The sequence below is a fragment of the Thermanaerothrix sp. genome, assembly GCA_026417795.1.
Classification (GTDB): domain Bacteria; phylum Synergistota; class Synergistia; order Synergistales; family Synergistaceae; genus Thermanaerovibrio.
On sequence record JAOACP010000044.1, the window covers coordinates 1 to 10,334 of the forward strand.

Here is a 10,334-nt window from a genome sequence, read left to right on the forward strand (position 1 = left end):
AGATGTGTATAAGAGACAGGCCGCCTCCTTGGGGGTTTCTGTTTGGGGGATTACCAAGGGGCTTTGCGGAGAGCCTAAGGTTGCAAGGGCCATGTTGGACGGCGGCTGTTCCGCCCTAGGGGACAGCCGGCTTTCCAACGTTGAGAAGATGAGGGCCGCTGGGATCGAAGGCCCCTTCTTCCTTATAAGGATTCCAATGCTCAGCGAGTTGGACCGCATGATCCATCTGACGGAGGGGTGTTTGATATCCTCGCTGGAGGCCTTGGAGGTTCTTGAGGGGTGTTGTGCGTTGGAGAGGAAGCCGTTTCGGGTGGTCCTAATGTTCGACCTTGGTGATCTCCGGGAGGGGTTTCTTGTGGAAGATGCCCCCAAAGTGGGAGACTTTTGCGCATCCCTTTCGTGGGTTAAAGTTGAGGGAGTTGGCACCAACCTTGGGTGTTTCGGCGGTGTTTTGGCAACCCGGGATAACCAGCTGGAGCTTTTGGAAGTGGCCAGGGTTATCCGAGAGAGGTCCGGTTTCGACGTCCCCTTGGTGTCAGGGGGCGGGACCTTGGCTCTTAAGCTGTTGGAGGACGGGAGCCTTCCTGCGGGGGTGAACAACCTGAGGATAGGAGAGGGTATAATCCTTGGGACCGATTCAACGGGCATGAGGGATATACCATACCTTAGGAGAGATGCGGTTAAACTCATCGCAGAGGTGGTGGAGCTCAGGCGTAAACCGTCGGTGCCAAGGGGTGAGGTTGGAAGGGATGCCTTTGGCAACGTGCCGGTTTTTGAGGACGTTGGAGAGAGATTGAGGGCCATATTGGCGGTTGGTCGTCAGGACACCAGGCCCGAGGGGCTTACCCCGTTGGATGCGGGGGTGAGGATCCTTGGGGCGTCCAGTGACCACATGGTGTGCGACGTGGAGGACGCTGCGGGGGTTTCCATGGGTTCTAGATTGGCCTTTAGGCCTAACTACGGAGCCATGCTTCAAGGTGCCACGTCGGAATACGTGGTAAAGCAGTATTTGTGCTTTGAAGGGGTTTCTTAAATTGCTTAAGCTTCGGAGGTACAGCTAGTGTTCTGGCCCAGTCTTAGATGGCAGGACTTCTTGGACATATTCATAATAGCCTACGTGGTCTACAAGCTCTTGCTTTTAGTGGTGGGGACCAGGGCGGTTCAGCTGCTTAGAGGGCTAATGGTGCTTGGCATAACCGCGGCGGTGGCAAATCTTTTGGAGCTCAAGGCGCTGACTTGGGTTCTTTCCAGGTTTTTCCAGGCCTTGCTCATAGCCATACCGGTGCTTTTTCAGCCCGAGCTCAGGCGCGTGTTGGAGGAGCTCGGCAGGGGGCATCTTTGGAGGATCCAGAAGGGGCAGGAGAAGCTGGAAACCTTGGCCGATGAGGTGTTAAGGGCGCTTTTGTACCTCCAGAGCAAGAAGATAGGCGCCCTTTTGGTGCTTCAACGTCAGACGGGGTTGAAGGAGGTTTGGCGGTCTGCGGTTCCCGTAAAGGCCCAACCTTCCCAGGAGCTCCTGGTGTCCCTTTTCTGGCCCGGAAACCCGCTTCACGATGGGGCGGTGATATTGGACAGGAAAAGCGTGATAGCCGCGTCCTGTTATCTTCCTTTGACGGAGAAGAGCGACCTCTCCCGCTGGTACGGTACCAGGCACAGGGCTGCCCTTGGAGTTACGGAGATATCCGATGCCCTGGCATTGGTGGTTTCGGAGGAGAGGGGCGAGGTTTCCCTGGCGGTTAACGGTAGGATATCGAACCCACTCAACGAGGAACAGCTTCGCAAACTCCTGTTGCACTACTTCAGGGGCAAAGAGGGATACCGGTCATTTTGGGATCGCTTCCGGGACAGCCTTATCGAGGAGGAGTCGGTGATCGATTATGATGACTAGGCGGGGAAGGGTTAAACAATGGATATACTCCAGACTGTCCCTGCAGATCCTTTCCTTCCTTATCGCGGTGGCCATCTGGTTTTTCGTGTCCTGGGACCATAGCTCGAAGGGCTACAGATCCGTGACCCTTCCTTTGGATGTGGTGGGAGTTCAACGGGATCTCCTGGTGGAGGTCCAGGAGGACTCCGTGGAGGCAAGGTTCTTTGGAGACATGGGCTTGCTTTCCGACATCGACCCCACGTCCTTAAGGGTAAGGGTCGACGTAACCGGTCTACCTGTCGGGACCTACAAACTGGTGCCCCGTGTTGAGATGCCCAAGGGAGCGGAAGGAGTGACCTTTAAACCTCAGTATGTTACCGTTTTATTGCGCCATAGATCATCCAGGGACGTGCCGGTCAGGATCGATTTTGGCAGGGATTTCCCCCGGGAGGCGAAGGTGGCGGGTGCCACGGTAAGGCCCAGGTACGTATCCGTTCAAGGCAGCAAGGAGCAAGTCCAAGGGGTGGATCACGCAAGGATATTGGTCACCTACGAGGAGTTTTCAGCGGGGCGCAGGGTTTTCCCGGTGGAATTGGTTTTTAAAAAGGACTACTCCCTGGATAAGGATTTGGAGGTTAAGCCCAAAGAGGTAACGTTGGATATGCCTGTCTCCTCTGATAAAATAGTTAGCCGTGTGCCTTTAAGAGCGTCGGTGGAGGGTATGCCGGACTGGAGGTTCTCGGTGGAGTCGGTTAACGTAACCCCTGATACGGTTATGGTTCAAGGTGACCCTGAGGCCATTGAGCAGTTGAAGATCATAGACCTTCCGCCGGTTAACGTGGAGGGTGCCCAAGGGGACTTCTCCGCTTGGGTGCCGGTGAGATCCCCTGTGGAGGGCGTTGCGGTTCTGGGCAATGGTTTGGCCCAGGTGCAGGTTAGGCTCTCTCATCGCCCGTCAAAGAAGGTTATAAGAGGCGTCCCAGTCAAGGTGAGGGGAACCGATGCCGATAGGGGATGGGAGGTATCCCCCTCCGAGGTGGATGTTACCGTGGAGGTTCTGCAGGAAGGGAGCCCCCCCGATGAGGGTGCGGTGGAGGCTTATGTGGACGCCAGCAACGTGGTGACCAGCAGGATAACCCTTCCGGTGCTGGTGAAATCCAAGAGGGAGTCCCTGGTGGTGCTTTCGGTGGATCCTCCGCGGGTGCAGCTGCAGGAGAAGAGATGACTATATATGGAGTGATCTGAGTTGTCCTGTAAAACCGTGAACAGGAAGTACTTTGGCACCGATGGAGTAAGGGATGTGGCCAACCGGGGTGCGATGACCCCTGAGATGGCCATGAGGCTTGGGGTTGCTTACGCTAGGTTTCTTAAGGGCCGGGGGGTGGAGAACCCAAGGGTTATAGTGTGCCGGGATACCAGGGCCTCCGGCCAGATGTTGGAGCTTGCCCTGGGAGCGGGGATGATGTCCATGGGCGCCACGGTGGTGTCCGGCGGAGTATTGCCGACCCCGGGAGTTAGTTTTGTGCTTCGAGGGGGAACGGCTGACGGCGGCGCGGTGGTGAGCGCCTCGCATAACCCCGCGGAGTATAACGGGATAAAGTTCTTTGGCCCGGATGGACAAAAGCTTTCCGATGAGGATGAGGCCTCCATAGAGGCCCTTTTGGATTTCCAGCTGGATCATCGCCCCGCGGGGCTTGGGATGGGAAGCTACAGGGAAACCTTGGAGTTCAGGGAGCAGTATTCCCAATGGCTTTCGTCTTGTTACGACGGGGCCAAGCCTGTTAAGGGCATAGTGGTTGACTGTGCCAACGGTGCCATAGGCCCGGTTGCGGAAAGGGTGTTTGCCACTTGGGAACCTCGGATCATTGGGGTTGAACCCGATGGGGCCAACATAAACCGCTCATGCGGGGTAATGCACATGGAGTGCCTGGCGGACCAGGTGATTAAGAGCGGGGCACCATTGGGCGTGGCATTTGATGGGGATGCGGATCGCACCCTGTTTTGTGACCCTAGGGGCAGGGTGGTGGACGGGGATTTGATGCTTTGGGTGTTGGCCAGGTGGTTGAAGTCGAGGGGGGAGCTCGGCAGCGGTGTGGTGGCCACGGTGATGAGCAACATGGCCTTGGAGGAGAAGCTGTCCTCCGAGGGCATAAAACTCTTCCGTTGTCCTGTGGGGGACAGGTATGTCCTGGAGACCATGAAGCGCCAGGGGGCCATGCTTGGGGGAGAGCAGTCGGGGCACGTGATAGTGAAACCCTGGGTGGAGAGCGGCGATGGTCTGTGCACCGCCCTGTTGTTCGTGCGGGCCTGCCAGGAGTTGGGAGAGTCCTTCGACGCCCTGTGGGACCGTTTTGAGCGGTATCCTCAGAAATTGATCAACTTTAAGGTGAAGGACAGGGATGGGGTACTGAACTCCGATGAACTGGCCGCAGCGGTTAAGTCCGCGGAGGAGATCGTGGGTCAGTGGGGGCGGGTGTTTGTAAGGCCCTCCGGGACGGAACCCCTCATCAGGGTGCTTCTTGAGGCGAAGGATCCCAACCGGTTGGAATCCGCGGCCTGCGTGTTCTTTGATGCTTTGGAACCCTTGCTAGTGGAGTGAGCGGCAGGTTTTAGGAATGCTAAGTTTGTCGGTGTAGGCCGAGTTTTTGCTGGAGGTGTGCTGGCTTGAGCAAGCCCGTTGAGCTCCGCCACTGCCTTTTCCCTGTAGCGGGTCTTGGTACCCGTTTCCTTCCGGCCACGAAGGAAACCCCCAAGGAGATGCTGCCCTTGATCGATAGGCCGCTTATACACTACGGCGTTGATGAGGCCTGTGGAGCGGGCTGCAGGGACATAGTGTTTGTCACCGGCCGTGGCAAGAGGTCCATAGAGGATTACTTTGACAGGTCCCCGGACTTAGAGTCCCTGTTGGAGTCCAGGGGTAAGGTGGATCTGGCGGAATTGGTGAGGGGCATAAGCGAGATGGCCCGCTTCTCCTATGTTCGCCAGTCGGAGCCCCTTGGGCTTGGGCATGCGGTGCTTTGTGGAAGGACCTGCTGCAACGGTGATTATTTCGGGGTGATACTACCTGATGACGTGATAGTCTCGGACGAGCCGGTTTTGGCCCAGTTGGATCGGGTGCGCAAGTCCTTTGGCGGGTCGGTGCTTGCTTTGGAGGAGGTTTCTCAGGAGGACACCGCCCGGTACGGCATAGTGGATGCTGAGGACCTGGGGGACGGGGTGTTTCGAATACGGGACATGGTGGAGAAGCCGGATCCGGCCGAAGCCCCCAGCAGGCTTGCCATAATGGGGCGTTACGTGCTTTCCAGCTCCGTCTTCGATCACCTCGAGAGGGTTGCCCCGGGAGCGGGGGGTGAGATACAGTTAACCGACGGTCTGAAGTCCCTCTTACGGGATGAGCCGGTGTACGGGTACCTTTACAGGGGGGAACGGCTGGATTGTGGAACCAAGGAGGGGTGGCTTAGAGCTACCGTGACCATGGCGGTCCGTGATGAGCGCTTGCGGGACATAGTGGTGGACGTCCTCAAGCGGGAGGGGGTGATTTAGGTGTAAGTTGCGGCGGTGTTTCCTGGATTGCGTTTGAGAGGGTTAAGCGCCTGATCCCCGTATGTGGTCTTTGATGCGGGGATGACGAGGACGGGGTTTATCGAGCTTTCGGCGGATGCCCCGGGGTCCTGTGGGGGGCCCTGAATCGGGATCGTAAATCCCCGGAGCGATCCGGGGGACAAATGGCCCCGAACCCACCTTTTGTACGGTGCTTTGCAGGAAGGAGAAGGGATCTCATGTGCGGCGTGGTCGGATATGTTGGGCCCCGCAAAGTTGTTGATGTGTTGCTGGATGGGCTCAGGCGTTTGGAGTACAGGGGGTACGACTCCGCTGGGCTGGCGATTCACGATGGCGTTGACATAAAGGTGGTTAAGGATGTTGGCAAGGTATCGGACCTTGCGTCCCGGGTGGCGAACATGAACCTTGAGGGTGGCCTTGGGGTTGGGCATACCCGATGGGCCACCCATGGAGGGGTTACCGGGGAGAACGCCCATCCCCATGCGGATTCGGACGGCAAGTTTGTGCTGGTTCACAACGGCATAGTGGAGAACTACCTGGACATAAAGGACCAGCTGGAGCGGGAGGGGGTCTCCTTCGTATCCCAGACGGACTCGGAGGTGGTGGTCCAGCTCCTTTCCAAGATATACAACGGGGACATGGTATCCACCCTTGTGGAGCTTCAGCGCCGCTTGGATGGATCCTATGCCCTGGTCATTCTCAACAGGGAGGACCCGGGGGTTTTTTATTGCGTTAGGAAGGGTTCGCCCTTGGTGCTTGGGGTTGCGGAAGGGGAGGGATTGTGTGCCTCCGACGTGCCCCCGCTGCTTCCCTTCACCAAAGAGGTAATCTACATGGATGAGGGAGAGATAGCGGAGGTCCGAGGCGGGGTGGTTCGTCTTTGGGACAGGGAAGGTCAGCCCTTGGAGAGATTTCCCCAGAGGGTGGATTGGGATGTTTCCATGGCGGAGAAGGACGGTTACCCCCACTACATGGCCAAGGAGATTCACGAGCAGGGTACGGTCCTGAGGTCCACGTTAAAGGGGCGCCTTAAGGAGGGCTCCGTGGATTTGGGAGATGACGTTCACTGGACGCCGGAGTTCCTTGGTTCGCTTCGACGTATTCACTTGGTGGCCTGTGGGACATCCTACTACGCGTGTCTTGTGGCGGAGCGGGTTCTTGAGAGATGGACCACCTTGGACGTTAAGGTGGACATAGCCTCTGAATATCGATACAGAGACGTCAGGATAGGACCTGATACGTTGGCGGTTTTTGTGTCCCAGTCGGGGGAAACCGCCGATACCCTGGCGGCCCAGAGAAAGGTGAGGGCAATGGGAGGGCGTTGCCTTGGGATAACCAATGTCAGGGGGTCCACCCTTGCCCGGGAGGTTCACGACCTTTTGCTGTTGAAGGCCGGCCCTGAGATAGGGGTGGCGGCCACCAAGACTTTCATGGGGCAGCTGGGGGCTTTGTACCTGTTGGCTCTCAAACTGGGTTGGGACAGGGGGGACTTGAACCCAGCTGAGGCGGAGCGGCTGGCTTCCATCCTGCTTAAGCTTCCCTATGAGGTTGAGAGGGTTCTGGAAAGGGAATCGGAGATTAAGAAGGCGGCGGAGAAGTTCTCCGGGTTTGATAACTTCCTGTTCCTTGGTAGGGGCTTCTCCTATCCCATAGCCCTTGAGGGGGCCCTTAAGCTAAAGGAGATATCCTACGTTCACGCAGAGGCGTACGCCGCAGGGGAGATGAAGCATGGCCCCATAGCGTTGCTGGAGCCCAACGTGCCGGTAATGGTGGTGATACCCAAGGACGGGTTGTACGAGAAGACCCTATCCAACGTCCAGGAGGCCCGGGCAAGGCGTTCTCCCGTGGTTGCGGTGGCTTCAGATGGGGATGATCTTATAGGTCAGATGGCGGATATGGTGGTTAGGATACCCAGGTGCGATGAGTGTTTCTCCCCGTTCCTTTCCGTCATACCCCTTCAGATGTTTGCCTATCACGTGGCCCTGCTGAGGGGACGGGAGATAGATCAGCCCAGGAACCTGGCCAAGAGCGTCACGGTGGAGTAGAGGTTATCTAAGGAGGACGGCAAAGGAGGGGGCCCTTAAGGGGGCCCCCTCCGGTCTTATTTAGGGCTTGTTTGAATTTTTAAATTTGATTTGTCTTCCCTTGAGAGGAATCAGATTTTAGAGGTTCGTCGTAGGTGGGGAAGTATATCCTAAGGTGGGTCAATCCCTTCAGTGCGTGGTCATCCCTTCCCACGGCAAGGGGTAGTTTCTGCCAAGGCCCCCCTTGGACACGGCATAATACAAGGGGTCTTCTTCCGTAGGTAGACCACATGTCCCACAGGGACTCCGAGGATGCAGGTCCTGGAACCAAGCCGCCTAGGAAAAGCGGTGGAGTTCCTCCCATTGGAGAGCTGCCGTCCTCAGGGGCGATGACCATCCATTGCGTCATGTTCCAAAGGTTAAGCATTTCCGGAGACCTGGAGTGTTCCCAGGGTACGATCTGGAACCCGCCGACTTCTCCGTTGGGGGAGGTGCTTATGTCGATCACCCCCGGGTGGTTGGCCCTTATGCGGCCCACGTCTTGGAAAAGAGTTCCCTCGAAACGGCCGACCCCTTCAACTGGGCGCAGCACCCGTCCTATCACCTCGGTCCTGTAGGAAGAGTAGTAGGCCATCACCCGTCCTCCCGGTCGATTTTCGATTTCCACCAGGTATGGCATGGAGTCCCTTGTGACTTTTATTATTAGATCGTCCCCCGGTTTGGGTATTCTAGATTCCGATATGGGAGCTTCGGTTCCGTCCTCGCCTCTAACCAGTACGGGGTTGCCCACCGCTGGAGCCCATGCGCCGAAGATGCCTTCCCCCGTGGGGCTGTCTACTACTATGCTGGCACCGGGGCCTGCGGCGGGAGCTATGGTCTTCAGCGGCGTTATGCTCATGGTCCTGCCCCTGCCCTTGTCGATGCCTATCAGCAGGTGGATGGCGTTCACCGCCGAGGCCGCCACCGTACCCGGTTTGCCCCACTTGGTGGCGGTGTAGGAAGGCCATCGGGTCTTATCCGGCAGAGCAGTCACCTTGCCTACGGTCCTTGTGGCGCCGTTAGGCAGGGTAATCACCACATCTTTACCCTCGACCAGGGGAACCGTTATGGAGAACAACAGCGTTTCGTCTTCGGCGCTGCTATTTGAAGGTACCACGACGATTGAAAAGAGGGAAAGAAGCACGACAAAAAACATCCATGCCCTTAACCCGGTGGAACGTAGGATGTTGAAGCCCATTTCCTGCTGATCTCCTCTCTTAAGAAAGCGGATGGATTTTTAAGCTAATCTAAATAGAAAGATGTCTTTTAACCTTGTCTTTTACCACCTCTGGCCTGAATGGTTTCACGATAAAATCGTTTGCCCCGGATCTTAACGCCTTAACGAGTCTTGGTTTATCCCCGTAGCTGGATACCACTATTATGGGTTTTTTTGCGGTGGAAGGGTTTCCCCTGAAGCGGCTCATCAGGGCGAAGCCGTCCATGCCGGGCATGATGAGATCGGTTATGAGGAGATCCGGGGTGGAGGACAGGAAGATGTTATATGCCTCATTTCCGTTGGATGCCTCCATCACGCTGAGCCCCATTTCTAAGAGGATGTGCTTAAGGCCGTTGCGTATTATTGATGCATCGTCCACCACCAGCACCGACTTCGATGTCTCTGGTGGTTGCGGTTGAGGTTCCGCTTGGGCTGTGGGTTGCTGCAGGTTGTCCGTGGGTAGTCCAAAGACCTGCCTCAGTTGGACCTCCGTGGGCGTGGTGGGAAGCACGTCTGAACATCCCATTGATCGCCCCATGAGGCGTATCTTCATCTTGTCCCATTGGTCATGGAGGCCCAGGATCTTGCATCTGTCCCCTCCCGGTATGTTCTTAAGCACCTGGAGCACGCTTTTAATCTCTTCGGGATCCGTGTGCTCCAACGAGAACAACAAAGCCGCAATTCCCCGTTCTGCCACTGCCACCGCCATGGATGGGAAATCCTGAAAGGATAGAACGGGAAACCCCATGGCGGATATCGTCGACTCCAACAGTATCCTTACCTTCGAGAGGTCATCGGGAAGAACTATGGCTATTGAACCGTTAAGACCTTCCAGGGCCATCCTACCTCCCTCTGCCCCAACATGACTTAAGCCCGGGGCCACAGGGAGAGTTTAGCAGAACCTGTCGGGTGTTGGTAAGGATCTTAATCTTTAAAAACCATTGAGGTAAGCTTTAACGGATGTATATGAAAAATTACTTTGTAAAATTTACTTTTATTGCCACGTGGTCCCATCGGGTTACCGGGACGAGCAATCCTCGCAAAGCCCGTAGACGAACAGTTCGAATCGGGTCACCTGAGCGCCTCCGTGGGGGGTTAGGGTTAAGCGGATGTCGCCGTTGATGTGCTGAAGATCCCAGAGTCTTCCGCAGCCTTCGCACAGGAAATGCCCGTGGCTTGATACGTTTGGATCGAAATACACCCTCTTGTCGTCTATTGAGAGGACCTTTACCAGATCGGCCTTGGCCATCATCTTAAGGGTGCCGTAGATGGTGGCTATTGATATGGATGGGTACTCCTCCCTCACCTCGTTGAATATGGTGTCGGCAGAAGGATGGTCGGTCCGGGCTTCCATGGCCCGGAGAATGGCGATCCTCTGGTTAGTTATTTTGCCTCCTGCCTCTCTCAGCCTTTCGATGCCTTCCTCCACGGTCCACATGGCCTGTCCTCCTGGTGTAGTTTGAAATCAGTTTATATTATACTAGCCCTTGGGAATTTTGGAAGGGGTACGTCCCGTGATTGATTCACCCCGTGCTCCCATTTCCGCCAGTGCCCCATGTTGCCTCTCTTAAGAATCTAAACGAACGAGACGGGTTGCCTCATGTAAAAATCTAAACGAAGGCAGGGA

9 protein-coding genes are annotated in these 10,334 nt (G+C 56.4%); 6 read left to right on the forward strand and 3 right to left on the reverse strand.

Annotation, left to right across the window (positions count from 1 at the left end):
* The 6 genes from N2315_08150 to glmS all read left to right on the forward strand — a co-directional run.
* Positions 1-1,033, forward strand: a 1,033-nt coding sequence (locus tag N2315_08150) for an alanine racemase (protein MCX7829149.1), incomplete at its 5' end; no start/stop codon positions are given.
* Positions 1,034-1,060: 27 nt separating this feature from the next.
* Positions 1,061-1,888, forward strand: a complete 828-nt coding sequence (cdaA, locus tag N2315_08155; protein MCX7829150.1) for a diadenylate cyclase CdaA — start codon at positions 1,061-1,063, stop codon at positions 1,886-1,888.
* Positions 1,878-3,092 (forward strand): CdaR family protein, encoded by a 1,215-nt coding sequence (locus N2315_08160; protein ID MCX7829151.1) that lies wholly within the window; start codon positions 1,878-1,880, stop codon positions 3,090-3,092. The genes cdaA and N2315_08160 overlap by 11 nt, the downstream gene beginning before the upstream one ends.
* Before the next feature lie 21 nt (positions 3,093-3,113).
* Positions 3,114-4,466 (forward strand): phosphoglucosamine mutase, encoded by a 1,353-nt coding sequence (glmM, locus tag N2315_08165; protein MCX7829152.1) that lies wholly within the window; start codon positions 3,114-3,116, stop codon positions 4,464-4,466.
* A gap of 65 nt (positions 4,467-4,531) precedes the next feature.
* Complete coding sequence (gene galU / locus N2315_08170; protein ID MCX7829153.1) at positions 4,532-5,410, forward strand: UTP--glucose-1-phosphate uridylyltransferase GalU; 879 nt, start codon at positions 4,532-4,534, stop codon at positions 5,408-5,410.
* A gap of 236 nt (positions 5,411-5,646) precedes the next feature.
* Positions 5,647-7,473 carry a glutamine--fructose-6-phosphate transaminase (isomerizing) gene (gene glmS / locus N2315_08175; GenBank protein MCX7829154.1) on the forward strand — a complete coding sequence of 609 codons (1,827 nt, stop codon included), beginning with the start codon at positions 5,647-5,649 and terminating at the stop codon, positions 7,471-7,473.
* A gap of 79 nt (positions 7,474-7,552) precedes the next feature.
* Here the strand turns inward: glmS and N2315_08180 are convergent, their stop codons facing one another.
* From N2315_08180 to N2315_08190, 3 genes are all read right to left on the reverse strand, one after another.
* Entirely contained in the window at positions 7,553-8,608 is a 1,056-nt protein-coding gene (locus tag N2315_08180; protein ID MCX7829155.1) for a hypothetical protein, read from the reverse strand.
* 130 nt (positions 8,609-8,738) lie between these two features.
* Positions 8,739-9,548 carry a response regulator gene (locus N2315_08185; protein ID MCX7829156.1) on the reverse strand — a complete coding sequence of 270 codons (810 nt, stop codon included), beginning with the start codon at positions 9,546-9,548 and terminating at the stop codon, positions 8,739-8,741.
* A 177-nt stretch (positions 9,549-9,725) separates the two neighbouring features.
* On the reverse strand, positions 9,726-10,145 hold the full coding sequence (locus tag N2315_08190; GenBank protein MCX7829157.1) for a transcriptional repressor: 420 nt from the start codon (positions 10,143-10,145) through the stop codon (positions 9,726-9,728).
* Positions 10,146-10,334: the final 189 nt, after the last annotated feature.